The sequence below is a fragment of the Streptomyces sp. NPDC040718 genome (assembly GCF_055593565.1).
On the sequence record NZ_JBVIXO010000007.1, the window covers coordinates 223,376 to 248,025 of the forward strand.

Consider the following 24,650-nt stretch of genomic DNA (forward strand, 5'->3'; position numbering starts at 1 on the left):
CGCCCCGCCCGCCCACTACTGTTTTCCCGGTACACGCGGGTGGGGGGAGAACAGAGCTGATGACTCGTCGGTCCAGCGGTTTGATCGGCGTCTGGGCGGAGGCCCAGCGACAGCAGCAGCAGACGCAGGTGATCCAGATGCGCGAGGCGGAGCGCCGGGAGCGGGCGTACGAGCGCGAGGCCGCCCGGGACCGGCGCGAGCAGCAGGCGGCGTACAAACAGCACCGCGAGGCCGAGGCGCGGCGCCTTACGGAGCAGCTCGACGCGCAGGTGGCGGCCCTCCAGGGACTGCTGGCCTCGGGCTGCCGGGCGCCGGCGTTCCGGATGGCCGCCCTGGTGCGGTCCGAGCAGCTCCAGCCGTTCGACCCCGGCGGCCTCGGGCATCCCGTTCCCATGCCGCAGCTGGCGCAGTTCCATCAGCAGGGCGGCGGCTGGGCCCTCGGCTCGCGCGGCCGGGCGGAGCGGGAGGCCCACGACCGGTACACCCAGGCCTGGCAGGCCGCGCACACCGCCGAGCAGGAGCGGCTGCGACAGCTGGCGGCGTACCGGCAGCAGTACGACCAGTGGGCGGTGGAGCAGCTCGCCGGGATCCGTCGGCACAACAGCGGCCTCACCGATCTGGCCGACTCCCTGCGCGCCGGCGAGCCGGACGCGGTGGTCGAGTACTTCTCGGCGGCGCTGTACGCCTCCACGGCCTGGCCCGGGGAGCTGCCCCGGCAGGTGTCGGCGGCGTACGACCCCGCGGCGCGCCAGCTCGTACTGGACTGGGAGCTGCCCCGGTACGAGGTGGTGCCGGAGGTGAAGGCCGTGCGGTACATGCCGAGCACGGACCAGGACAGGGAGACGGCGCGGCCGGCCACGCAGCGCCGGGCGCTGTACCGGGACCTGCTCGCCCAGTGCCTGCTGCTGGTGCTGCGCGAGCTGTTCGCGTCGGACGAGTTCGGCGCCCTGGACTCGGTGGTCGTCAACGGGTTCGTGGACGACCACGATCCGGTGACGGGCCGTGAGGCGCAGCTCGTGCTGGCGACCGTGCAGGCGGCGCGCGGAGCCTTCTCCGGGCTGCGGCTGGAGCAGGTGAGCGCGGTGGACTGCCTGGTCGAGGGGCTCCGGGGGCAGTTGTCGGCGCGCCCGGACCAGCTGACGGCGGTTCGGGCGGGCCGCCGGCCGGACGAGGTCGGCGGGGACGTCGTCAGCCACGGCGGGCACGCCGCTGGCGGCGAGGACGAGCCCGACCTCTTCCAGATGGACCCGATCGCCTTCGAGAACCTGGTCGCGGAGCTCTTCCGGGCGATGGGCATGGAGGCGGTGACCACGCAGCGGTCGGGCGACGGCGGCGTGGACGTCGAGGCGCTGGACCCGGCTCCGATCCGGGGCGGGCGGATCGTCGTGCAGGTCAAGCGCTATCGCAACACCGTGCCGCCGACGGCGGTACGGGACCTGTACGGCACGGTCCAGGACGCGGGGGCGAACAAGGGGGTGCTGGTCACCACGTCGTCCTTCGGGCCCGGGTCGTACACCTTTGCCAACGGCAAGCCGCTGGAGTTGGTTCCCGGGGCCGAGCTGGTCGAGCTGCTGCACCGGTACGGGCTTCGGGGCCGTCTGGGCGGCGGCCCCGTGCCGGCCCAGCGGACCTCCGGGGAGGCGGCTGCGGCCGCCACACCCACCCTGGCCGATCCGTCTCCCGCCCCCGCCGACCACAACGTGCTGGGCATGTACTGGTCGGGGTCGGTGGCCCTCGACGTGTGCGCGCTGGTCTGCACGGGCGGCCGGGTGCTGAGCGAGGACCACTTCGTCTTCTTCAACAACCCGCGCACCCCCGACGGCTCGGTCCGCTCCCGCCCGCACTCCGCCCCGGACAAGGCGGCGGTCGAGGTGGCGTTCGACGCCCTGCCGCCGGAAGCCGACCGGCTGGTGCTGGTGGCCGCCGTGGACCCGGAGGTCAACCCGGACGCGGACCTGTCGGGCTTCACCGACGCCGGCATCCGGCTGCTGGACGCGGCGGGCGGGGAGCTGGGCCGTCTGGAGGTCTCCGACGGCCGCGCCGGCGAAACGGCCCTGGTGCTGGGCTCGTTCCGGCGGCGGGCGAACGGGGACTGGGACTTCGTGGTCGGCGGCAAGGGCTACCGCGGCGGCCTGGAGGCCCTGCTGGGCGACTTCGGCGTCGAGGTGGCCTAGGCCGGGGCTCCGGCCTGATCCGGAGGGCCCGGCCTAGGCCGGGCCCTGCGGCCCTTCCCCGGGCGGGGTGTCGTCGCCCTCCGCCGAGGGGTCGTCCCCGCGGTCCGCCGGCGCGACGTACCGCAGGACGCCCCACATGCCCTCCGGCGGGGTCCGTTCGGGGAACTCCTCGCGGCAGGCGTCCAGCTCGCGCAGCAGGGCCGGCCCGTCCGTGCCGGAGCCGATCAGGACGAGCTGCGTGCGGCGGGGCTCGCCCCGCCCCCAGGGGCCGGGGCCGAACCTCAGGAAGCGGCCGACCGCGTGGACCTCGTACCGTTCCTGGTGGCCGGGCACGCCGAACCAGACGAACCCCTTGATCCGGTAGAGGCCGGCCGGGCGCCGGTCGAGGAAGTCGATGAAGCGGCGCGGGGACAGGGCCTGGTCGGAGGTGAACTCGACGCTCTCGTAGCGGGCGTGGGCGTGGTCCGCGTGTGCGTCGTGGTCCGCGGGCCCGTCGTGGCCGGCGGCCTCCGCGATCAGGTCCTCGAACGACAGCTGCCCCCGCGTCTCGGTCCACGGCCGGCGGTCGAAGAGCAGTTCCGGGTCGATCCGACCGTGGTCCGCGCCCACCAGAGGCGTCCCCGGGGCGCAGAGCGCCGCGATCTCCCCCTCGATCCGGGCGCGTTCGGCGGGGTCGACCCGGTCGGTCTTGTTGAGCACCACCAGGTCGGCGACGGCCAGGTGGCGGTCGGTCTCCGGGTGCGCGGCCCGCGTCCGGTCGAACTCCGCCGCGTCGACGACCTGTACCAGACCGCCGTAGCGGATCGCGGGATTCTCGTTGGCCACCAGCATCCGGACCATCTCCTGGGGCTCGGCGAGCCCGCTGGCCTCGATGACGATCACGTCGATCCGGTGGACGGGGGCGGCGAGCCTGTCCAGGTACGCGTCCAGCTCGCTGCCGTCGACGGCGCAGCACAGGCAGCCCCCGCCGAGGGAGACCATCGAGTCGCCGACCTGTCCGGCCACCGACATCGCGTCGATCTCGATCGAGCCGAAGTCGTTGACGACGACGCCGATCCGGGTGCCGCCCCGGTTGCCGAGGAGATGGTTCAGGAGCGTGGTCTTGCCGGAGCCGAGGAATCCGGCGAGGACCACGACGGGAATGGACTGGACGCTGTTCACCCGGACGATCGTAGTCAGCCCGCGACGGGCACCGCCTGCGGCGGGGTGGGGCCGCTGTAGCGCGCGGCCGGGCGGATGATCTTCGAGTCGGCGGCCTGCTCCAGGACGTTCGCGCTCCAGCCCACCACCCTGGCCGCACAGAAGGTCGGGGTGAACATCTCGCGCGGCAGCCCGCACAGCTCCATGACCACGCCCGCGTAGAACTCCACGTTCGTGTGCAGCTCGCGGCCCGGCTTCAGCTCGGCGAGGATCTCCTCCACCTGCCGTTCGACCTCGACGGCGAAGTCCACGAGCGGCCCGCCGAACTGCCGGGCGATGTCCCGCAGCATCCTCGAACGCGGGTCCTCGGTGCGGTAGACGGGGTGCCCGAAGCCCATGATCCGGTCCCCGGCCAGGACCCGCTCCCGGATCCACGGCCCGATCCGCTCCACCGTGCCGATGGCGTCCAGGGTGTCCAGGGCCCGGCTGGGTGCCCCGCCGTGCAGGGGGCCGGAGAGCGCGCCGATCGCCCCGGTGAGGCAGGCCGCGACGTCGGCGCCGGTGGAGGCGATGACACGGGCGGTGAAGGTGGAGGCGTTGAAGCCGTGGTCGACGGTGGAGATCAGGTACCGCTCGACGGCGCGGGCCTTGACGGGGTCGGGCTCCTCGCCGGTCAGCATCCACAGGTAGTTGGCGGCGTACGGCAGGTCGTCGCGCGGCTCGACCGGCTCCAGGCCCCGGCCCAGCCGGTGCAGGGCGGTGAGCAGGGTGGGTACGGCGGCGCAGGCGGCGAGCGCGTCCGCGGCCCGGCGTTCGGGGTCGAGGTCGTACACCGGGCGGAAGCCGGAGCAGGCGCCGAGCAGCGAGAGCGCGGTGCGCAGCCCGGCGAGGGGACCCGAGAGGGCGGTGGCTCCGGCGAGGGCGGGGAGGGCGTCGCGGACCTCGGCGGGCAGGTGCCGCAGCGGGGCGGTCTCGGCGGCGAAGGCGGCCCTCTCGGCGGCGTCCGCGGGGAGGGTGCCGCGGAACATCAGGTGCCAGACGTCCTCGAACGTGCGGCTCGCGGCGAGGTCGACGGCCGAGTACTGGCGGTAGTGGTAGAAGCCCTCGCGGCCCCGGACGTCACCGAGCTGGGTTTCGGTGACCACGACTCCCGCGAGACCGCGGGGTACTTCGACGGTGGTGTTCATGGATTCACCATCCATCCTTGATTGAATCGATGTCAATATTGATCTGATCAACATATGTACCCTGTGTGTCATGAGCGAAGAAGAGAGGCGGCTCACCACCCAGGAGGCCGCGCGGCTCCTCGGGGTGAAGCCCGCGACCGTGTACGCCTACGTCAGCCGGGGCCAGCTCGGCAGCCGCCGCGACGCGGTCGGGCGGGGCAGCACCTTCGACGCACGGGAGGTGGAGGCCCTGGCACGGCGCAGCCGGCGGGAGGCCGCGGCGCCCGCCGGGGAGCTCTCCGTACGCACCTCGCTCACCCTCATCGAGGCCGACCGATACTTCTTCCGCGGCGTCGACGCCGTCGAACTGGCTTCCCGGTACCCCTACGAGGAGGTCGCCGAGTGGCTCTGGACGGGGAGCCTGCCGCACGGGGCCCGGTTCGCCGCTCCCCCGGAGGCTCTCGCCGCCGCCCGGCGGGCGGTGGCCGCACTGCCCGAGCACAGCGGGCCCCTCGACCGGCTGCGGGTCGCGGTCGCCGCCGCGGCGGTGGTGGACCCGCTGCGCTTCGACCTGTCCGAGGAGGCGGTACTCGGCTCCGCGCGCTGCCTGATCCCGACCCTGGTCGGCGCCCTGCCCGAGGCGGACCCGGCCCCCGCGCCCGAAGGCGACGGGCGGCTCGCCCGGGCGCTGTGGTCCCGCCTGACCGGGCACGATCCCGACCCGGTGGCCGTCGACGCCCTGGACCTGGCGCTGGCCCTGCTGGTCGACCACGACCTGGCCGCCTCCACCCTCGCCGTTCGGGTGGCCGCCTCGGCGCGGGCCCACCCGTACGCGGCGGTCTCGGCCGGGCTCGGCGCGCTGGAGGGCCCCCTGCACGGGGCGGCCGGACGGCTCGCGCACCGGATGCTGGCGGAGGTCCTGGAGCGGGGCGGCGCCGCGCCCGTGGTGGCGGAGCACCTGCGCGCGGGGCGCCGGGTGCCCGGGCTCGGCCACCGGCTGTACCGGGGCGAGGACCCGAGGGCGGGTGCGCTGTTCGCGCACCTGGAGGGGCTCCCGCAGGCCGCTCCGGCGCTCGGCGCGGCACGGGACGTGGCGGCGGTGATGGCCCGGCACGGGCTGCACGCCAACGTGGACCTGGCGCTGGCGGTGCTGACGGTGTCCTGCGGGATGACCGCCGAGGCCGGCGAGACGGTGTTCGCGGTCGCCCGGACGGCGGGCTGGATCGCCCACGCGCTGGAGGAGTACCAGGAGCGCCCCCTGCGCATGCGCCCGAGCGGGCACTACACCGGCCCGCGCCCTCCCCGCCCGCTTCCCTGACCGGCGCCCCGCCCCTCCCCGCCCGCTTCCCTGACCGGCGCCCCGCCCCGCCCGCTTCCCTGACCGGCGCCCCGCCCCGCCCCGCCCGGGCGGGGCGGGGCGGGGCGGCGGCCCCCTCCGGGTGGGGCTTCTCATAGACGGGGGAATTCCGCTTCCGCCCCCGCCGACCTACGGTGCTAGTCATGCGGTTCCTCCCCACGGGCGCTCGGCGCCTCGGGCTGCCCAGACGGGCCGTCTCGCAGATCCTGCTGACCCAGCTGGCCATCGCGGCCGGGGTCGCCGTCCTCGCGACCGGGCTCTTCCTGGCCCCCCTGAGCGGCCAGCTGGACGACCAGGCCATGCGACGGGCCCTGGCCATCGCCCAGAGCGCGGCCGCGGACCCCTCCCTGGCCGCCGACCTCCTGCGGTCGGAACCGACGGAGGACAGCCCCGTGCAGTCCGCTGCCGAGCGGATCCGCAGGGCGACCGGCGCCGAGTACGTGGTGGTCCTCGACCTGCACGGCATCCGCCGCTCCCACCCCAGCGCCGACCGGATCGGACGGCCGGTCTCCACCGACCCCAGCGACGCGCTCGCCGGCCACGAGGTGATGGAGATCGACGAGGGCACCCTGGGGCGCTCCGCCCGCGGCAAGGTCCCCCTGGTCGCCGCCGACGGCGAAGTCGTCGGCGCCGTCTCCGTAGGCATCGCCTACGACAGCGTCCGCGACCGGCTGCTCGGCGCCATCCCCGGACTGCTCGCCTACGCGGGCGGCGCCCTGGCGGCCGGCGCGCTGGCCGCCTGCCTGCTCTCCCGCCGGATCCAGCGGCAGACCCGCGACCTGGCCTTCTCCGATATCGCGGGCCTCCTGGCGGAGCGCGAGGCCATGCTGCACTCCATCCGCGAGGGCGTGATCGCCCTCGACCCGGACGACCGGGTGCGGCTCGTCAACGACGAGGCCGCCCGGCTGCTGGGCCTCCCCCCGGACAGCGCGGGCACCCTCGCCGGCCGGCCGCTGGACGAGGTCCTCGGCACTGGCCGCACCAGCGACGTCCTGACCGGGCGGGTCACCGGCCGGGACCTGCTCACCGTCCAGGGCCCGCGGGTCCTGGTCGCCAACCGGATGCCGACCGCCGACGGCGGAGCCGTCGCCACCCTGCGCGACCGCACCGAGGTGGAGCGCCTGGGCCGCGAGCTGGACTCCACCAAGGGCCTGATCGACGCCCTGCGCGCGCAGGACCACGAGCACGCGAACCGCCTCCACACCCTCCTCGGCCTGCTCGAACTGGGCCTGCACGAGGAAGCCGTCGACTTCGTCAACGAGGTCGTCGGAGTCCACCGCACCACGGCCGAGCAGGTCACCGAGAAGGTCCACGACCCCCTGCTCGCGGCCCTGCTGGTGGGCAAGGCCACCGTCGCCGCCGAGCGCGGCGTCGCGCTGCGCCTCGCCCCGGCCGCCCTCCTCCCCGACCGCCTGGTGGACCCGGGCGGGCTCGTCACGATCCTCGGCAACCTCGTGGACAACGCCCTGGACGCGGCGGCCGGCTCGGCCGCTCCCCTCGTCGAAGTCGACATCCGCGCGCAGGGGCGCACCGCCGTGCTGCGGGTGCGCGACAGCGGTCCCGGGATCCCCTCCGGCCGGCACGAGGAGATCTTCACCGAGGGCTGGTCGACCAAGCAGCCCGCGGCCCACCGCGAGCGCGGGCTGGGCCTGGCCCTCGTACGCCGCCTCGCGGAGCGGCAGGGCGGCAGCGCCCGGGCCGGGGCGGCAGAGGACGGAGGGGCGGAGTTCTCCGTCGTGCTCCCGGAGGCCCTGCGATGAACGAGACCCCGATCCACGTATTGGTCGTCGACGACGACATGCGTGTTGCCAGGATCAACGCGGCGTACGTGGCGAAGGTTCCCGGCTTCCGGGCCTGCGGCGAGGTCCATTCGGCGGCCGAGGCCCTGGACTTCCTCACCGCCCGCCCGGTGGACCTGGTCCTCCTCGACCACTACCTCCCGGACGAGAACGGCCTCGACCTGGTGCGCCGCCTGCGCCAGCTCGGCCACCACACCGACGTGATCATGGTCACGGCCGCCCGGGACCTGGCCACCGTCCAGGCCGCCATGCGCCTCGGCGCCCTCCAGTACCTGGTCAAGCCGTTCACCTTCGCCGGACTGCGCACCAAGCTGGAGGCCTACGCCTCCCTGCGCCGCTCGCTCTCCGGCGGCGGCGAGGCCGAACAGGCCGAGGTGGACCGGATCTTCGGCGCCCTCGCCGCAGCCGGCACCCCGAACGAGCTGCCCAAAGGGCACTCCCCCACCACCGCGGAACTGGTCCGCCAGGTCCTTCGCGCCGCCGAAGGCCCCCTGTCCACCCAGCAGATCGCCGACCGCGCCGGCATCAGCCGGCAGACCGCCCAGCGCTACCTGAAGCTCCTGGACCGGGCCGGCCGCGTCACACTGGCCCTGCGCTACGGCGAGACCGGCCGCCCCGAACACCGCTACGCCTGGCGCCCGTCGGAAACCCCCTGAAATCAGACCGCCCCGGCCCCGGTCAGGGAGCGGACCTCCGTCTCAGCGTGCTTGCGCTCGTCCGGCTCCTCCGCGGAGGTGACGGTGCCCAGCCAGCCGGCCAGGAAGCCGAGCGGGATCGAGACGATCCCCGGGTTCTGGAGCGGGAAGTACTGGAAGTCCACGCCGGGGAAGAGGGATTCGGGGCTCCCGGAGACCACGGGCGACAGGACCACCAGCAGCACCGCGGGAACCAGCCCCCCGTACACCGACCAGACGGCCCCCCGCGTGGTGAAGCCCCGCCAGAACAGCGAGTACAGCAGCACCGGCAGGTTGGCCGAGGCCGCCACGGCGAAGGCCAGCCCCACCAGGAAGGCCACGTTCAGGTCCTGGGCGAGCAGCCCCAGGGCGATGGCCACCGCCCCGACCCCCACGGCCGCGATCCGCGCCACGGCCACCTCGCTGCGCTGCCGGGCGTGGCGGCGCTTGAGGGAGGCGTACAGATCGTGCGCGACGGAGGCCGACGAGGCCAGGGTGATCCCGGCGACCACGGCGAGGATGGTCGCGAAGGCGATGGCGGCCACGATCGCGAACAGCACCGCGCCCCCGGTGGACTCGGCGCCCCCGCCCAGGAAGGCCGCCAGCAGCGGTACGGCCGTGTTCCCGGAGGCGTTCGAGGCACGCACCTCGTCGGGTCCGACCAGCGCGGCCGCCCCGAAGCCGAGGACGACGGTCATCAGGTAGAAGCCCCCGATCAGCGCGATCGCCCACACCACCGACCGGCGGGCCGCCCGCGCGGTCGGCACGGTGTAGAAGCGCGACAGGATGTGCGGCAGCCCGGCGGTGCCCAGGACCAGCGCCAGGCCGAGGCTCATGAAGTCGATCCGGGCGGTCCAGTCGCCGCCGTACTTGAGGCCGGGGCTCAGGAAGCGGGCCCCGTGCCCGCTGCGCTCTGCCGCGCCGGTGAGCAGCTGGTCGAGGTTGCCGTGGAAGCGGAGCAGGACGAGCACGGTCAGGGCGACGGCCCCGCCCATCAGCAGCACCGCCTTGACGATCTGGATCCAGGTGGTGGCCCGCATCCCGCCGAAGGTCACGTAGACCACCATCAGCGCACCCACCCCGATCACGGTCAGGGTCCGGGCGGCTGGGCCCGAGTCCGTGAGCAGCAGGCCGACCAGGCTGCCCGCCCCGACCATCTGCGCGACCAGGTAGAGCACGGAGACGACCACCGAGGAGGTTCCGGCGGCGATCCGGACGGGCCGCTCGCTCATCCGGGCGGCCACCACGTCGGCGAGGGTGAACCGCCCGCAGTTGCGCACCAGTTCGGCGACCAGGAAGAGGACCACGAGCCAGGCGACGAGGAAGCCGACGGAGTAGAGCAGGCCGTCGTAGCCGAAGAGGGCGATCAGGCCGGAGATCCCCAGGAAGGAGGCGGCGGACATGTAGTCGCCGGCGATGGCGAAACCGTTCTCCATGGGGGAGAAGAGCCGCCCGCCCGCGTAGAACTCCTCGGCCGAGCCGTGCCGGTTGCGGCTGACCCAGGTCGTGATGCCGAGGGTGACCGCGATGAAGGCGCTGAAGAGGATCAGCGCGAGGGTCTGGTGCTCGGTGGTCACGCCCCCTCCCCCCGGCCCGTCCTGGTCCGCGGCCGGCCGCGCTCCTGCTCGCGGGCGGACGCACGGCCCAGTGCGCGCTCCTGTACGCGCTCCTGTTCGAATACCGTCCAGCGCAGGTCGAGCGCGGCCCTGTCGCGGCGCAGCCGCGCGTGCCTGGCGTACGCCCAGGTCAGCAGGAAGGTGCTGAGGAACTGCCCGAGGCCGGCCAGCAGGGCCACGTTGACCGCGCCGGCCACGGGCCGGGCCATGAGCTCCGGTGCCGCGGTGGCGGCGACCACGTAGGCGACGTACCAGAGGAAGAAGCCGGCGGTCGCGGGGACGACGAACCTTCGGTAGCGGCCGCGGACCTCCTGGAAGGCGGCGCTGCGCTGCACTTCCAGGTAGATCTCGGATGCGCCGGGTGCCGCGCGGCCCCCGGGGGCCGGGGCGGCCTGGGCCTGGGCCTGGGCCTGGGCCGGGACCGTGTCCGCGCCCTCGCCCCAGCCCACGGCCAGTGCGTCGTACCAGGGGTCGTCCAACCGGATCGTTCCGGCATCACGACCTTCGTGCTTGTCCTCCACCGAACTCTCCTTGTCCGCCGCCGCATTGGCCGCGTGCCCACAAGGATGTGCCGGATGGTCGGTTTCCGGACTGATGTACCGGTGCTCTTCACCCCTTCAGGTGATGGAACGAGCGGCACCGGTGTGCCGGAACGCCGATTCCGCATCTGCGGTACCGGCCGTGGCCGGCCGGCACCGCAGAGGGGTCAGGCGTCGATGCGCGAACGGTCGAGGGTCGCCGCGGAGCCGGTGATGAACTCCTTGCGCGGTGCCACCTCATTGCCCATGAGCAGGTCGAAGACCTGCTCGGCGGAGTCCAGGTCGCCGATGTTGATCCGCCGCAGGGTGCGGTGGCGGGGGTCCATGGTGGTCTCCGCCAGCTGGTCCGCGTCCATCTCGCCGAGGCCCTTGTAGCGCTGGATGCCGTCCTTGTACCGGATGTTCTTGCGCTGGTACTCCAGCAGCGTCTGGCGCAGCTCGTTGTCCGAATACGTGTAGACGTACTTGTCCTGCCCCTTCTTGGGCTGGACCAGCTCGATCCGGTGCAGCGGCGGCACGGCCGCGAAGACCCGGCCCGCCTCGACCATCGGGCGCATGTACCGCTGGAAGAGCGTGAGCAGCAGGCAGCGGATGTGCGCGCCGTCGACGTCGGCGTCGACGAGGAGGACGATCTTCCCGTAGCGGGCGGCGTCGATGTCGAAGGTGCGGCCGGAGCCGGCTCCTATGACCTGGATGATCGCGCCGCACTCGGCGTTCTTGAGCATGTCCGAGACCGAGGACTTCTGGACGTTGAGGATCTTGCCCCGGATCGGCAGCAGCGCCTGGAACTCGGAGTTCCGCGCGAGCTTGGCCGTACCGAGGGCGGAGTCGCCCTCGACGATGAAGAGCTCGCTGCGGTCCACGTCGTCGCTGCGGCAGTCGGCCAGCTTGGCCGGCAGCGAGGAGGATTCCAGCGCGGTCTTGCGGCGCTGCGCCTCCTTGTGCTGGCGGGCCGCGATCCGGGTCCGGGCGGCCGCGACGATCTTCTCCATCACGGCGCGGGCCTGCTGCTTGTCGTCGCGCTTGGTGGAGGTCAGGAAGGCCTTGAGCTCCTTGGCGACGACGGCGGCCACGATCCTGGTAGCCGCGGAGGTGCCGAGCACCTCCTTGGTCTGGCCCTCGAACTGCGGCTCGGCGAGGCGGACGGTCACGACGGCCGTCATGCCCTCCATGGCGTCGTCCTTGACCACGTCGTCCTCGGCGACGCGCAGGAGCTTCGCGGAGCGCAGCACCTCGTTCACGGTCTTGGTGACCGAGCGTTCGAATCCGGAGACGTGGGTGCCGCCCTTGGGGGTGGCGATGATGTTCACGAAGGACTTGACGCCGGTCTCGTACCCCGTGCCCCAGCGCAGGGCGATGTCCACGCCGAGCTCGCGGGTGACCTCGGTGGGGGTCATGTGGCCGCGGTCGTCGAGGACCGGGACGGTCTCCTTGAAGGTCCCGGTGCCGGTCAGGCGCAGCACGTCGCATACGGCCTTGTCCTGGGCGAGGTACTCGCAGAACTCGCTGATGCCCCCGTCGAAGCGGAAGGTCTCCTCGGTCTTGCCGGCGCCGTCGATGGCCCGCTCGTCGCGGACGACGATGGTCAGGCCGGGCACGAGGAAGGCGGTCTGGCGGGCGCGCTGGTAGAGCGTCTCCAGGGTGAGCCGGGCGTCCTTGAGGAAGATCTGGCGGTCGGCCCAGTAGCGGATCCGGGTGCCGGTCTTGCCCTTGGCGATGCGCTTGACCTTGCGCAGGCCGTTCCCCGGGTCGAAGGGGCTCTCGGGGCCCTGCTCGGTGAAGAGGCCGGGGACGCCGCGGCGGAAGCTGATCGCGTGGGTGGAGCTGCCGCGGTCGACCTCGACGTCCAGGCGGGCGGAGAGGGCGTTGACCACGGAGGCGCCGACGCCGTGCAGGCCGCCGGAGGCCGCGTAGGAGCCCCCGCCGAACTTGCCGCCGGCGTGCAGCTTGGTCATGACGACCTCGACGCCGGACAGGCCGGTCTTGGGCTCGACGTCGACCGGGATGCCGCGGCCGTTGTCGCGCACCTCGACCGAGGCGTCGTCGTGGAGGATCACCTCGATGTGGTCGCAGTAGCCGCCCAGGGCCTCGTCGACGGAATTGTCGATGATCTCCCAGAGGCAGTGCATCAGGCCTCGGCTGTCGGTGGAGCCGATATACATGCCGGGGCGCTTGCGGACGGCCTCGAGGCCTTCGAGGACGAGCAGGTGCCGCGCGGTGTAGTTGGAACCGTCCCGGTCTGCTCCGGACAGCAGCGCGCTGGAAGGCACGGACGTGTCGGCGGTCACGCAGTTCGCTCCTCGCTGAATTTCTTTTCTGGCCCGGTCGGGCGCAGGGGTGGCTGGGTCGCCGGTCGAAGGGTACCGAGGCCTGGTAGAGCCGATGCAACGCCACCCTCGTGGGTTCCACAGCCTAGTGCAGATCCGCACGGATGTTCGATCCCCCGTGGGGGTGAAGCAAACATCACGTTCCCTTCGACGCATGAACCATTTAGGGTTCGGGCACGTCCTCATGAACAACCGGCACTCACGCCGGGAGGACGAGAACTGCTACAAGCGAACGACTGACAACGCGAAACCGTAAAGCAACGCAATACGGCTCCTTCGCCGCCAACCGGCAGCAGCCGGCCAGCTTCGGAAGGAAGTTTCGAGGAAAAGCCGCGAGCGGGAACGTTTTCGGCCTGGTTGGATGTTGACCCTGGTACGACAGCTCGTCGAGCTAGAGAAGAGGCGACGTGACTACTGTTCTGACACCCGCGACCCCGCTGACGGCCGCTGACCGATGCGACCGTTGCGGCGCCCAGGCATATCTGCGCGTCGTCCTCCTGAGCGGTGGTGAACTGCTCTTCTGCGCCCACCACGGGCGTAAGTTCGAGCCGGAACTCAAGAAGATCGCCGCGGAAATACAGGATGAGACCGAGCGGCTTACGTCCGCTCCGGCCGCCAGCGCGGCCGACGAGGACCGCTGACACAAGGCCTGAACCTCGCATCCGACGAGCCAGGACCGGCCAGGCCGGTCGACGGGCGGCACCCCTGAGACCCAGGGGTGCCGCCCGTCCTCATGTCCGGGGGTGCCCGGAGGGCCCGAAGGGCTCTCCGCGCTCCGGGGCCCGCCCCGTGCCGGCTCCCGTACCCCTTCCCGGGGCGTGCGGGGCGCCTGGAGACCCTCCGGGCACCCCGCACGGCGCCCTAGGCCCCGCTCGGCCGTGCGCGCCTCTCGGGGCCGCTCACGAAGCCGACGAGCGGTGCGATCCGGGTGTAGACGCCCGGGCTGTCGGCGCGCCCGCAGCCACGCCCCCAGGACACCAGCCCGATGAGCCGCCCCTGTGCCACCAGCGGTCCGCCGCTGTCCCCCTGGCAGGCGTCCTTCCCGCCCGCGCCGTCGCCCGCGCACACCATGGAATCCTCCCGGTACTGCCCGTCCGAGTCCCCCGGGTACGCCCGGCGGCAGACCTCGTCGGCCAGTACGGTGACCCGCGCCGCCCTCAGCCCGTACGCGTAGTCGCCGAAGCCGCTGGTGTCGCCCCAGCCGTACACGGCCGCCTCGGTGCCCGCCCCGTAGGCGGCGTGGCCGGCCCCGGCCATGGGGAGCACGTGGTCCGCCGGCACCGCTTCCGCCAGGTCCAGCACGGCGAGGTCACCGGCATTGGTCCCGGGGTCGTAGGCGGGGTTGACCCGGGCCCCGGCCACAGCGATCTCGCGGCCCTCGGGCGCGCGGAGCTCCGTACGCCCGGTGATCACGCGGAAGTCGGCGACGGATTCGACCGGCCCGCCGAGGACCTGGCGGCCGAGGCAGTGGGCCGCCGTCACCACGGTGGTCGGCGCGACGATGACACCGCCGCAGAACTGCCCGTCACGGATACCCCCGAACCGGTCACGGCTGGCGAGGGCCACCACCCAGGGACTGTCGGCGACCCGTACCGGGCTCCCGCCTATGACGACGCTGTCCGCGGCCACCCTGGGCGCCTGGGCGAGCGGCGCCGCGGCCGCTCCCGCCGCCAGGGTCAGAGCGCCCGCCAGGGCACGGGCGAAGGGACGACGCATGAGGCCTCCTGACTCTGAGTGTGCTCGATTACACCCAGAGTGGGATGCCCGGTGGACATGCGCACCTGCTGCCCCGGCCCGGCCCGAGGGCCCGCCGCGCCGGTCGAGGGCCCGTCGAGGACCGCCGTGCGTCCGCTCGACGCCCGGTCGGGTCCGGCCGGGCCGGAAGGAGCCCGCCCGGCCGCCCCGCGGACCGGATCAGTCCAGGTAGTCGCGCAGGACCTGCGAACGCGACGGGTGGCGCAGCTTCGACATGGTCTTGGACTCGATCTGGCGGATGCGCTCGCGGGTGACCCCGTAGACCTTGCCGATCTCGTCGAGGGTCTTGGGCTGCCCGTCGGTCAGGCCGAAGCGCATCGAGACGACGCCCGCCTCTCGCTCGCTCAGCGTGTCGAGCACGGAGTGGAGCTGCTCCTGCAGGAGCGTGAAGCTCACGGCGTCGGCCGGGACGACCGCCTCGGAGTCCTCGATGAGGTCGCCGAACTCGCTGTCGCCGTCCTCGCCGAGCGGGGTGTGCAGGGAGATCGGCTCGCGGCCGTACTTCTGGACCTCGATGACCTTCTCGGGGGTCATGTCGAGTTCCTTGGCCAGCTCCTCCGGGGTGGGCTCGCGGCCCAGGTCCTGGAGCATCTGACGCTGCACACGGGCGAGCTTGTTGATCACTTCGACCATGTGCACCGGGATGCGGATGGTGCGGGCCTGGTCGGCCATGGCCCGGGTGATCGCCTGCCGGATCCACCAGGTCGCGTACGTGGAGAACTTGTAGCCCTTGGTGTAGTCGAACTTCTCGACCGCGCGGATCAGACCCAGGTTGCCCTCCTGGATCAGGTCCAGGAAGAGCATGCCGCGGCCGGTGTAGCGCTTGGCCAGCGAGACGACGAGGCGGAGGTTGGCCTCCAGGAGGTGGTTCTTGGCCCGGCGGCCGTCCTCGGCGATGATCTCCAGCTCGCGCTTGAGCTTGGGGGCAAGCTTGTCGGAGTTCGCCAGCTTGTCCTCGGCGAACAGGCCCGCCTCGATGCGCTTGGCGAGCTCGACCTCCTGCTCGGCGTTGAGGAGCGGCACCTTGCCGATCTGCTTGAGGTAGTCCTTGACGGGGTCGGCGGTCGCGCCGGCCACGACGACCTGCTGGGCGGGGGCGTCGTCCTCGTCGTCGGAGATGACGAAGCCCTTGTTCTCGCCGCCCTCGTCCTCCTCCTCGGCCTCCGCCTTCGCGGCGTCGGGGCCCTCCTCGAGAGTCTCCTCGGCGCCTTCGTCGGAGTCCTTCTTGGCCGCGGTCTTCTTCGCCGCCGTCTTCTTCGCGGCGGCCTTCCTGGCGGGTGCGGCCTTCTTGGCCGCGGTCTTCTTCGCCGCCGTCTTCTTCGCGGCGGGCTCGGCTGCGGGCTCCCCGGCGAGCGCGTCGGCGGTGTCGGGGTCCGCCGCCCCCGCCTCCGCGATGGTGTCGGCCACTGCCGGGGCGGCCGCCGTCTTGGCCGCGACGGTCTTCGTCGCCGTCCGCTTCGCGGGAGTCTTCGCTGCGACGCTCTTGCGTGGGGTGCGCTTGGGCGACTCCGCGGCACTGACCATCAGCGTCACACCCTCTTCCTCGAGGATCTGGTTGAGGCTGCGCAGGACATTCTTCCACTGGGTCGCAGGAATCTGGTCAGCCTCGAAGGCCCGACGCACGTCATCGCCGGCGATCTGCCCCTCGGCCTTGCCCCGCTCGATGAGCGCCATCACAGACTCGGAATCGGCGATCTCCGGCGGGAGCGTACGGGATGTGCTGGCCGACACGAACAACCTCTCGGAACGATGGGAACGGCTTCCGACCCCGGCCTGGTGCTGGACCGGAGCCGACGACCACCGACTGGGGATGGGCCGGGGGCGCGGGCAGGGGCCGGGGAGCTGCACAGCATCCCCAAGGGCTGCTGTCTTCCCTCCGTCGGCCATCACCTCTTAGGTCATCGCGTGACGTCGCGGAGCGTTACGCCCAATCTTCGTGTCCCGGGTACACCTCTTCGTGGCCTGCGTCACACGGCGTGCCCGGTCGTGCCGGTCCCGCAGTCGTCATTACCGGCGGAGGGCGCCCGCGCCAGGGAGCCCGTATGCCGCTGTCGCCGGGCCCGAGGGGGCCCGGCGACCGGTGGTGCGCTCCCACGCCCCCGTGCGTCGGAGCGTCAGTGCTCGCGCGGGGCGGGGACCACGCGCTCGACCTCCGGATGCACCGTCAGGAGCTGGCGCATGGCGCTCTCGGCACCCGCGCTGTCGCCGGAGGCCAGGGCCTCCACCATCCGCGCGTGGTGTGCCACGCCGGTCTCGCTGGGGCGGTCACAGGAGGTGACGGGGCTGCCGGAGACCTGGAGGGCGGCGGAGACGATGCCCGACAGGTGCTCCAGCATGCGGTTGCCCGCGACCTGGATGAGCAGCGCGTGGAACTCGTTGTCGGCGCGCGCGAAGGTGATCGCGTCGCCCTGGCCGAGGGCGTGGCCCATGATCTCGACCATGTCGGAGAGGCGCTGCTGGACGTCCGGGCGGTCGTGTCCGGCGGCGAGGCGGGCGGCCAGCGGCTCGATCGTCCAGCGGAGCTCGTTGAGCTCGCGGCGCTGGTCGTCGCGCTGGGGGCCGAAGGCGCGCCACTCGATGATGTCGGGGTCGAGGAGGTTCCAGTCGGCGACCGGCCGGACCCGGGTGCCCACGTTGGGGCGGGCGCTGACGAGGCCCTTGGCCTCCAGGACCCGCAGCGATTCGCGGACGACCGTGCGGGAGACCTCGAAGCGCTGGCCGATCTCCTCGGGGACCAGCGGCCGGTCCGCACCGAGGTCGCCGGAGACGATCATCTGGCCGAGCTGCTGGACGAGTTGGCCGTGCAGTCCGCGGCCGCGGCTGCCGGCCGCCCGGCGTCCGACGCGGCTCAACTCGACGTCGGCGCCGTCCCAGTGGGGTGGCCCGACCCGGTCGGAGCCGACGGCCTCCGCGTAGGGGTAGCGGTCGAGTTCGCCCGGGCCGGCGAGGCCGGTGTCGGCATGGCGGGCGGCGGTCATCATGGTGTGCGCAAGGGTACTCACGAATCCTTTGTCGGCCGCGCCTCCATCACCCTTGAGGTCTTTGGTGAAAAGCACACGAAAGGGTGATCGGCGCCACCTACGCAATTGACGCCTTATCGTAAGGAACCGGGCTTTTTGCGGGGAGTTGCGGTCCGCTTCGCGTGATTCCGCGCGAAGCGGACTTCCACGGTCGCCCCGCGGTCGCCACCCGCACCGGAACGATCACCAACGGACTCGGGCGCGCAGTCCTGTGAACCCATAGGCGCACAACAGGACGATCAACGACAACACCAGCGCGGTGCCGATGGGTTGGGCCATCACCCGAAGGGCCCCCAGTACGAAGCGGTCCCCTTCCGGGGGCCAGGGCGCGGAGGCCAGGGCGCGCAGCCGGGAGGCGACTCCGCTCGCGGGGTACGCGGACTGCCCCTCCAGGACCTCACGCACCAGCGGTACGACCGCCACCGGTACGGCGACCACGGCGCCCAGGCCCGCGAGGGAGGACCGGAAGACCCCGGAGGCGAGCACCCCGGCCCAAGCGCAGCCGACCAGCAGACCGGCCCAACTCGCGGCCGGGGCGAGCCACTCGGCCGGGGCCCGCAGCGGGGCGGTCCCGAAGACGAGGCGCAGCGCGGCGGCGTCGGACGTGACCGCGAGGGCCCCGAGCACGAGGGCGAGGGCGGCGCACACCCCGAGCTTGGCGGTGAGCAGCCCCAACCGGCGCGGCACGGTGCCCCGGTCGGCCGCGAGGGCGGGGTAGCGGTACTCCTCGCCGAAGGCCAGGGCCCCCAGCAGACCGGCGCCGAGCGCGGCCGGGGGCAGCGGGAACCGCTCGGGCCACGCGGCCAGGACCCTGTTCTGCGGGGTGTGGCCGGCGCGGGCGAGCACGAGGGCGGTGGCGGCGGAGACGGCGACGACGAGGGCGGCGGTGAGGAAGGGCGTGGCAGTACCGAAGGCGCGGCGCAGCTCGTAGCGCAACGGTCGCAGCGGGCCGCCCACGCGGCGCACGGCCGGGGCGGGGCGCGCGGGTCGGGCGTGCCGGGCCCGCCGCGCGAGGGCGCGCGTGCGCCCGGTGGAGCCGGGGGCGGGCGCCGGGGCGGGGCCGGGCCGGGCTTCGGCGTCCGGTTCGGCGGGGACGCCGATGGCGGGGCCGGCGCCGGCGGCGGGACCGGGAATGGGGCCGGGGCCGACGGCGTGTCCGGGGCCGGCGGGTTCGGCCGCGGGGCCGGTGCCCGTGCGGGGGGCGGCGTGGACGCCCGCGTCGCCGCCGGACGTGCCGGCGCCCGGGCCGGTGCGGGCCTGCGCGGCGGCTTCCACCCGGGCTTCCGGGCGGGCCTCCACCCGGATCCCCGAGCCGGTCCCGGTGCGGGCCTGCGGCACGGGCGGGACGGGTGCTCCGGTGTCGCCCGTCTCGTCCGCGAGCTGGTGGACCAGTACGCCGTGTCGGAACGCGGCCTCGCCGACCTCGGCGCAGCTGCTCCCGTACACCGAGAGCCGGCTGCCGCTCTCCTCGACGATCTCCACCACCCGGTGCGCGGCCCGGGCCTCCCGGCCCAGCACGTCGGCCAGCCGGACGGCGTGCGGGGTACGCACGGCGACCCTGGGTCGCAGCCGGGTGCGCGCGAAGTCCGCGGCGTCCTGGTCGGCGACCAGCCGGCCCGCGGCGATGGAGACGACCCGGTCCGCGCTGCGGGCGGCCTCCTTGGCGTCGTCCGTGGTGAAGAGCACGGCACCGCCCAGGGCTGCGTGGCCGCGCAGCAGACCGTGCAGCCAGGCCCGCTCCCGGGGGGCCAGCCCTGCCGTGGGTTCGTCGAGGAGCAGGGTGCAGGGGTCGGCGAGCATGGCCGCCGCCAGCCCGACGCGGCGGTCCATCCCGGCCGAGAGCGAGCCGAGCCGCTGGTCGCGCAAGCCGCCGATGCCGACGACCTCCATCATGGCGTCGGCCCGGGAGGCCGGGACGCCGACGGCGGCGCAGAGCATCCGGAGCTGACTGCGGACCGTCCGCGACGGGTGCCCGGGGACGTCGCCGAGGAGGACCCCGACCTCACGGCCGGGATGCGGGATCCGGTGCAGCGGGCGGCCGCGGAAGTAGGTGACGCCGCGGCCCGGTTCGAGTTCGAGCATGAGCCGCAGGGCGGTCGTCTTGCCCGAGCCCGGCTCTCCGAGCAGGGCGGTCACGCACCCCGGGCGGGCCTCGAAGGTGAGGTCGTCCACGAGGGGCGGGAGTTCTCGACGGGGTGTGCTGGTGAGTCCGATGGCCTGGAGCATCGCTTCTCTCGCGGGGTGTGAGACCGCTTTGCGGCAGCGTGAGTACCGCATGCAAGATAACGCGATATGTCCGATTTTCTACGCAACCGGCCCGAGTCCGTACCGAGATGGCCGCAGGCCTCCCCCCGTACGGCGGAGGGAGCCGCCGCCGAGGCGGCGGATCAGACCTCCGGGCGCAGCATCGGGGGGTTGAGCAGGGTGGCCCCGCCGGCCCTGAACAGCTGGGCGGGCCGCCCGCCCTGACGGGTGGTCGTCCCGCCGGCGGGCACCAGGAACCCGGGGGTCCCGGTGACCTTCCGGTGGAAGTTGCGCGGGTCGAGCGCCACGCCCCAGACGGCCTCGTACACCCGGCGCAGCTCGCCGACGGTGAACTCGGGCGGGCAGAAGGCGGTGGCCAGCGAGGAGTACTCGATCTTCGAGCGGGCCCGTTCGACGCCGTCGGCGAGGATCGTCGCATGGTCGAAGGCGAGCCCGGCGGAGGCCTGGTCGGGGCCTTCCAGGAGTTCGTCGACGGGGGCCCAGCGGGCGCTGTTGGCGTCGCCCCCGGCCCGCGGGGCGGGCAGGTCCGGGGCGAGGACCAGGTGGGCCACGCTGACCACCCGCATCCGGGGGTCGCGCTTCGGGTCCCCGTAGGTGGCGAGCTGTTCGAGGTGTGCGCCGTTGTCCACGCCGGGCGCGGCCGGGTCGTGCGCGCACAGGCCGGTCTCCTCGGCGAGTTCCCTGGCCGCGGCGCCCGCCAGGTCCTCGTCCCCGCGCACGAAGCCGCCGGGCAGCGCCCAGCGCCCCTGGAACGGCTGCTCACCCCGTCGCACGACCAGCGCGCAGAGCGCGTGGCGCCGCACGGTGAGCACGACCAGGTCGACGGTGACGGCGAAGGGCGGAAAGGCCGACGGGTCGTAGGGCGACATGCCGCGATCATAGTCGTCTGCCTGACGATAAACAGCGCTTTCGTGATCCCGAGGACGGTGATCTGGACCCCAGTCAGGATCCGCCCGAGCACCAGGGGCCGCCTTCCGGTCCTCCTCTCAGCCTCCCAGCTGGAGCCCATCGGCCGCCTCCTCCACCATGCCGACGCCGAGGCGGCTGATCCGGACGGTGAAGGGCTCCCCGGCCACCCGCAGCCCGGAGAGGCGCAGGGCGCCGAGGGGGGCGCCCGCCCTGGGGGCCACGGCGACCGTGCCCGCCGGGGCGTCCGGCCGGACGCCTGCGAGGGCGGTGAGCGCGTGGATCCCGGCGGCCGCGGCCACCGCGGCCGGCCGGCAGGCCGCCGGATGCGGCAGGGGCGCGCTGCCCGCGGTGCGCTGCTCGGCGGCGTGCATCTCCGGCAGCCGGTACCCGAAGGCCTCCGCGGCGTCGAGCAGGCCCCGCAGCAGACCGGCGGCCTCCTTCTCGAAGCCCGCCTGGGCCAGCCCGGCCACGGCGACGGCGCTCTCGTGGGCCCGGACGGCTCCCGACCGGTGGCCGAAGGGGTTGTGACCGGGCTCCCGGGCCGCCATGCTCCGCAGCCCCCATCCCGAATCCATGGCGGGGGCTCCGAGCAGCCGGGCGAGCTGCTCGGTGCGGACGGGGTCCAGCAGCCCGGGCGCCATCCGGCCCCCGCCTAGCAGGCCGGTGTCCAGCAGGTGCGCGGCGGCTCCGGTGAGCCGGGGCAGCGGACGGCCGTCGGGGTGCAGGGCGGCGGCGGGGCGGCCCCCGTCCGGGCCGCCGATCCAGAACCGGGCCCGGAACCTCTCCCGCAGGGCGGCCGCCCACTCCCGCCACTCCCCCGCTCCGCCGCGCCCGCACCCGTCCAGCAGGTCGGCGCCGAGCAGCGCGGCCCGGTGCGCGTGGGCCTGGGTCTCGCAGCGGCGGGGCCCCGGGTCGGGGTCGGCCAGGAAGCCGTCCTCCCCCAGCGCCCCGCGCAGCCAGTCCAGGCAGCGCTCCGCGACGGGCAGCAGCCGGGCCACCTCGTCCTCGGGCAGGCCCCACCGCCGGGCCTCGGCAAGCACCGCCGGGAAGCCGAGGGTGGCTTCGGTCCCGGTGCACCCGGGCGGCAGCTGCGGCCCGGCGGCCCGCAGCGGACCCGGGATCTTCCCCGCGTCCGGGCCCCGGCCCCCGGTCTGCCCGCGGGCCAGGATCCGCAGCGTGGCGGCTGCCAGTCCGGTGCCGAGCGGCAGTGCCATCCGCGCGGCCCACAGCGACTCCGCCGGGGCCGGTCCGAGCCGCCAGGGCACTCCTGCCGCCGCGAAGGCGTCGCCGGGTTCCGCGGGGTCCCGCAGGAGCAGGGCCCGGAGGTCTTCGACGCTGCTGCGGAACCACGCGTCGGCCCTCGAGTCGTCCCCCTCGGCTCGGGCTGCGGCCAGGAGGTTCGCCACCTGCCCGGCGGAGGCCCGCGCGGTGCGGTCCCGGGTGGTCCGCAGCTCGATGGTCCGGGACTCGCCGGGGCTGAGGTCGAGCTCCCACCGCAGCAGCCCGGCCGAGGCGAGGGCGTCGTCGGGGGCCGGCTCGGCGGTGGTGACGGCCAGGGCGTCCCCGGTGCTCCAGCGCAGTCCGGCGGCGTGCACCGCGGCGGCGAGCTCCGGCCCGGCGCGGCCGGCGGCCACCGCGGCCAGTTCGGCCAGGTCGGTGCCGAGGGAGACCTCCACGGGCAGGCGCAGGGGGCGGGCGGCGAAGCTGCGTACGGTGATGCGCTCGGTGCCGTCGGCGTGGCGGATCCGTTCGACCCCGATGTCGGGGTCCGGTCCGGGCTCGACGCCGGTGCGGACGGTGGCGGTGAAGGAGGCCCGGTCCGCGCCGATGCTGCGGCCCTGGACGGCGACCGGGTCCCGCCCGGCGACGCGCAGCACGCAGCGCGAGAGCAGTCGGCGCCCGGAGCGGTAGATCCCGTCAACCCCCCGCCCGGTCAGCTGGCCGTGCTCGGGCGAGATGGCCAGGCAGGGTGCGGCGACGCAGATGACCGCGCCGTGCACCGGCGGCAGCTCGGCCCGGCGCCCGGTACCGGCGGCGGCCGTCTGTCCGGGCACCCCGGCGCCGGACCGCCCCCCGACCCCACCCACGGCACTGGCACCCGCACCGGCACCAGGACCGGCACCGGCCACCTGCACAGGGACCGGCACCGGCACCGGCTCCGGCCCGATCGGACCCGCCCCGGCACCGCCCGGCACCTGCCCCGGCGGCGCGGCACCCCCCGGCAGCGGGCCGGACGGGCCGCCCAAGCCGGCCGAGCCGCCCAAGCCGAACGGGCCGCCCGGCGGGCGCTCCGCCGGGTGGTCAGGCGCGGAATCCGGCGGGCGGGGCGCTGGGGTGGGAGGGGGCCCGGACGGGCCGCTTCGGGGTACGGGGGGAGCCATGTGCCGCCTTGTCTGCGCTCCGGCCGGTTCTGCGGGGCGGCGGCGCGGCCGGGCCCCCACCACCCCCCAGCTGAACGCGGCCACCCCCGCCCGGGTCACGGGCCGCGGTGGCGGCTGCCCGCAGCGGGCGGGGCGGCTTCGGCTCCGGGCCCGGCCGGCCGCACTCCACAGGGCCGCCGCAAGGCCCTGCCGGGGGCTCACTGCCCGCTCCCCTCGGTGCGGCGGGAGGCGCGGCGGCGCTGTCCGGTGAGGCGGCCGGGCGGGCGGGTGGCTCCGGCGGGCCGCTTGCGGCCCGGCTCCCGGCGCCTGCGCTCCTCCCGCAGGCACTCCCGCAGGCCTTCCGGGTCGATGCCCTCGTTGCAGGCGTGGTGGAGGAGCTGGGCGAACCGGTACTCGGCGTCGGCCCGCAGGGCCAGCCCGAACGCGATCCGGGCGGTCGGCTCGTCCCCGGTGGACCACGAGACCCAGCCGGCCAGGGTCAGCGGGGCCGCGGCGTGCTCCCCGTAGGCGCCGACGCAGCGCCGGGCCAGGGCCCGCCACAGCCTCAGGGCGGGCGCTGCCTCCTCGTCCTCCATCCACTCGGCGGCGATGTCGCGGATCTCCCGGTCCTGGAGCCCGAGGATCACGGCGGCGGCCTCGTCGTGGCCGAGCAGCGCGTCGTCCCAGTCGTCGGCGCGGGGCCCGCCCTCGGCGGGAGGCGCGAGGGTCAGGCGCCGCATCAGGGTGCGCGCCAGGGCGAGGGTCTGCTCGCCGACCTCCTCCCGGGTCGCCCCGTCGAGGATCCTCGGCACCAGTGCCGTGGCGGCCCGCTCCAGCGCCTCTTCCTGTTCGGTGGCCCATGCCCCGGCGAGCGGTGTCAGCCGGTTCTCGATCTCCTTGAGGGAGCCCCGGACCCGCAGCCCCGCGAAGGTGGCCGCTGCGGCCATCACCGAGGTGCCGGGCGGCGCCAGCGGATTGCCCTCCGCCGGGCAGCATCCGTCGCCGCCGCAGGTGTAGGACCAGTAGCGGCCGGCGGAGAGGCACAGCGCCTCCAGGACCGGCACGTCCAGGGCGCCGCAGGCGATCCGCAGCCGCTGGGCGAGCGGCCGCAGCCGGGTCATGACCCGCTGCCCGCTCTCGCCGCCGCCGGGGTCCTGGCAGAGGAAGACCACGATGCCGTCGGGCTTGCCGCCGCGCCGTTCGCTGCCGCGGATGAGGCATTCGGCGACCTGCCGGGCGGTGTCCTCCCATTCGCCGGGGGCGAGGGGGATGCCCACGCGCAGGCGACCGCCGAAGCGTCCGTTCTCGCCGTGCACGGCGACCATGACGAGGGAGTCGGTGGGGTGGAAGCCGAGCATGTAGGGCAGCGCGTCGGCCAGTTCCGCCGGGCTGCGCAGGGTGATCTGGGGTTCGGTGGGGACTCCGGACGGGCTGATGGAGGGCCGGCCGGACGGGCTGGGTGATTCGTGGTTCGTCGTCATGCGTCCGACGGTCCCGTGCCCGCTCTGATCCGGAAACCCCTGTGGATAACTCGTTCGATCTTCAATTT

The 24,650-nt window shown here is 74.2% G+C and carries 17 protein-coding genes; 5 read left to right on the top strand and 12 right to left on the bottom strand.

Annotation, left to right across the window (positions count from 1 at the left end; all coding sequences use genetic code 11):
• Positions 1–59 precede the first annotated feature (59 nt).
• Positions 60–2,174: a restriction endonuclease gene (locus ACZ597_RS20240; RefSeq protein ID WP_471331836.1), complete on the top strand. Its 2,115-nt coding sequence runs from the start codon at positions 60–62 to the stop codon at positions 2,172–2,174.
• Between the two features lie 33 nt (positions 2,175–2,207).
• Here ACZ597_RS20240 and ACZ597_RS20245 read toward each other — a convergent pair whose 3' ends face one another.
• Both ACZ597_RS20245 and ACZ597_RS20250 read right to left on the bottom strand, forming a co-directional pair.
• A complete protein-coding gene (locus tag ACZ597_RS20245) occupies positions 2,208–3,335 on the bottom strand; it encodes a CobW family GTP-binding protein (protein WP_471331839.1) in 1,128 nt (375 codons plus the stop codon).
• A gap of 14 nt (positions 3,336–3,349) precedes the next feature.
• Positions 3,350–4,516, bottom strand: a complete 1,167-nt coding sequence (locus ACZ597_RS20250) for a citrate synthase/methylcitrate synthase (protein WP_471331842.1) — start codon at positions 4,514–4,516, stop codon at positions 3,350–3,352.
• 55 nt (positions 4,517–4,571) lie between these two features.
• Here ACZ597_RS20250 and ACZ597_RS20255 point away from each other — a divergent pair, with 55 nt between their 5' ends.
• The 3 genes from ACZ597_RS20255 (at position 4,572) to ACZ597_RS20265 (ending at position 8,292) form a co-directional block, all read left to right on the top strand.
• A complete protein-coding gene (locus ACZ597_RS20255; RefSeq protein WP_471331845.1) occupies positions 4,572–5,798 on the top strand; it encodes a citrate synthase in 1,227 nt (408 codons plus the stop codon).
• A gap of 182 nt (positions 5,799–5,980) precedes the next feature.
• A complete protein-coding gene (locus ACZ597_RS20260) occupies positions 5,981–7,597 on the top strand; it encodes a sensor histidine kinase (protein WP_471331848.1) in 1,617 nt (538 codons plus the stop codon).
• Positions 7,594–8,292 (top strand): DUF7342 family protein, encoded by a 699-nt coding sequence (locus ACZ597_RS20265; protein WP_471331851.1) that lies wholly within the window; start codon positions 7,594–7,596, stop codon positions 8,290–8,292. Before ACZ597_RS20260 ends, ACZ597_RS20265 begins: the two co-directional genes overlap by 4 nt.
• A gap of 2 nt (positions 8,293–8,294) precedes the next feature.
• Here the strand turns inward: ACZ597_RS20265 and ACZ597_RS20270 are convergent, their stop codons facing one another.
• The 3 genes from ACZ597_RS20270 to ACZ597_RS20280 form a co-directional block, all read right to left on the bottom strand.
• Entirely contained in the window at positions 8,295–9,887 is a 1,593-nt protein-coding gene (locus ACZ597_RS20270) for a solute symporter family protein (protein WP_471331853.1), read from the bottom strand.
• Positions 9,884–10,447 (bottom strand): DUF485 domain-containing protein, encoded by a 564-nt coding sequence (locus tag ACZ597_RS20275; RefSeq protein WP_471331855.1) that lies wholly within the window; start codon positions 10,445–10,447, stop codon positions 9,884–9,886. Before ACZ597_RS20275 ends, ACZ597_RS20270 begins: the two co-directional genes overlap by 4 nt.
• 185 nt (positions 10,448–10,632) lie before the next feature.
• Positions 10,633–12,753, bottom strand: a complete 2,121-nt coding sequence (locus ACZ597_RS20280) for a DNA gyrase/topoisomerase IV subunit B (protein WP_471331858.1) — start codon at positions 12,751–12,753, stop codon at positions 10,633–10,635.
• 446 nt (positions 12,754–13,199) lie between these two features.
• Between ACZ597_RS20280 and ACZ597_RS20285 the strand changes: the two genes are divergently transcribed.
• Positions 13,200–13,433 carry a DUF7455 domain-containing protein gene (locus ACZ597_RS20285; protein ID WP_007267009.1) on the top strand — a complete coding sequence of 78 codons (234 nt, stop codon included), beginning with the start codon at positions 13,200–13,202 and terminating at the stop codon, positions 13,431–13,433.
• A gap of 220 nt (positions 13,434–13,653) precedes the next feature.
• On the opposite strand, the gene ACZ597_RS20290 is transcribed toward ACZ597_RS20285, so the two are convergent.
• The 7 genes from ACZ597_RS20290 to ACZ597_RS20320 all read right to left on the bottom strand — a co-directional run bounded on the left by ACZ597_RS20290 (position 13,654) and on the right by ACZ597_RS20320 (position 24,582).
• Positions 13,654–14,508, bottom strand: a complete 855-nt coding sequence (locus tag ACZ597_RS20290) for a serine protease (protein WP_471331861.1) — start codon at positions 14,506–14,508, stop codon at positions 13,654–13,656.
• A gap of 198 nt (positions 14,509–14,706) precedes the next feature.
• A complete protein-coding gene (locus ACZ597_RS20295) occupies positions 14,707–16,278 on the bottom strand; it encodes an RNA polymerase sigma factor (protein WP_471331864.1) in 1,572 nt (523 codons plus the stop codon).
• 383 nt (positions 16,279–16,661) lie between these two features.
• Positions 16,662–17,603 carry a FadR/GntR family transcriptional regulator gene (locus ACZ597_RS20300; protein ID WP_471331866.1) on the bottom strand — a complete coding sequence of 314 codons (942 nt, stop codon included), beginning with the start codon at positions 17,601–17,603 and terminating at the stop codon, positions 16,662–16,664.
• Positions 17,604–17,750: 147 nt separating this feature from the next.
• Positions 17,751–19,793 (bottom strand): ATP-binding cassette domain-containing protein, encoded by a 2,043-nt coding sequence (locus ACZ597_RS20305; RefSeq protein ID WP_471331868.1) that lies wholly within the window; start codon positions 19,791–19,793, stop codon positions 17,751–17,753.
• A 161-nt stretch (positions 19,794–19,954) separates the two neighbouring features.
• On the bottom strand, positions 19,955–20,701 hold the full coding sequence (locus ACZ597_RS20310) for an NUDIX hydrolase (RefSeq protein ID WP_042801975.1): 747 nt from the start codon (positions 20,699–20,701) through the stop codon (positions 19,955–19,957).
• 117 nt (positions 20,702–20,818) lie between these two features.
• Entirely contained in the window at positions 20,819–22,795 is a 1,977-nt protein-coding gene (locus ACZ597_RS20315; protein ID WP_471331872.1) for a glycogen debranching N-terminal domain-containing protein, read from the bottom strand.
• A 524-nt stretch (positions 22,796–23,319) separates the two neighbouring features.
• Positions 23,320–24,582, bottom strand: coding sequence for a DUF4192 domain-containing protein (locus ACZ597_RS20320; RefSeq protein ID WP_471331875.1), 1,263 nt, complete (start codon positions 24,580–24,582; stop codon positions 23,320–23,322).
• Positions 24,583–24,650: the final 68 nt, after the last annotated feature.

Coding starts and splice junctions, on each gene's coding strand:
- ACZ597_RS20240 (WP_471331836.1), top strand. CDS start 60: ATGACTCGTCGGTCCAGCGGTTTGATCGGCGTCTGGGCGGAGGCCCAG.
- ACZ597_RS20250 (WP_471331842.1), bottom strand. CDS start 4,516: ATGGATGGTGAATCCATGAACACCACCGTCGAAGTACCCCGCGGTCTC.
- ACZ597_RS20255 (WP_471331845.1), top strand. CDS start 4,572: ATGAGCGAAGAAGAGAGGCGGCTCACCACCCAGGAGGCCGCGCGGCTC.
- ACZ597_RS20260 (WP_471331848.1), top strand. CDS start 5,981: ATGCGGTTCCTCCCCACGGGCGCTCGGCGCCTCGGGCTGCCCAGACGG.
- ACZ597_RS20265 (WP_471331851.1), top strand. CDS start 7,594: ATGAACGAGACCCCGATCCACGTATTGGTCGTCGACGACGACATGCGT.
- ACZ597_RS20290 (WP_471331861.1), bottom strand. CDS start 14,508: ATGCGTCGTCCCTTCGCCCGTGCCCTGGCGGGCGCTCTGACCCTGGCG.
- ACZ597_RS20305 (WP_471331868.1), bottom strand. CDS start 19,793: ATGCTCCAGGCCATCGGACTCACCAGCACACCCCGTCGAGAACTCCCG.
- ACZ597_RS20310 (WP_042801975.1), bottom strand. CDS start 20,701: ATGTCGCCCTACGACCCGTCGGCCTTTCCGCCCTTCGCCGTCACCGTC.
- ACZ597_RS20320 (WP_471331875.1), bottom strand. CDS start 24,582: ATGACGACGAACCACGAATCACCCAGCCCGTCCGGCCGGCCCTCCATC.